Origin of the sequence: Pseudomonas sp. HY13-MNA-CIBAN-0226 (assembly GCF_040310305.1) — a bacterium.
Lineage (GTDB): Bacteria > Pseudomonadota > Gammaproteobacteria > Pseudomonadales > Pseudomonadaceae > Aquipseudomonas > Aquipseudomonas gregormendelii.
Genome location: NZ_JBEOPS010000414.1, coordinates 1 through 255, shown reverse-complemented (window position 1 = coordinate 255; position 255 = coordinate 1). Strand labels below are relative to the sequence as shown.

The 255-nt window shown below is 65.9% G+C and carries 1 protein-coding gene; it reads left to right on the top strand.

Annotated elements, in window-relative coordinates:
• Window positions 1–255: response regulator (locus AAEZ05_RS29320; RefSeq protein ID WP_350650131.1), on the top strand; the 255-nt coding region annotated here is incomplete at both ends.

The window sequence follows — 255 nt, the reverse complement described above, 5'->3', positions numbered from 1 at the left end:
ACCCAAAACCGGTCATTACCTGCGCCAGGGCCTGACCGAGGCGGGTTTTACCACCGAGCTGGTGGCGGACGGCACCAGTGGCCAGCACTTGGCGCTGACGGGCGACTATGACTTGTTGATCCTCGATGTGATGCTGCCCGGCCGCGACGGCTGGCAAATCCTGCAGGCGGTGCGCAGTGCCGGCCTGGACATCCCGGTGCTGTTCCTCACCGCTCGCGATGCCGTCGAAGACCGGGTACACGGCCTGGAGTTGGG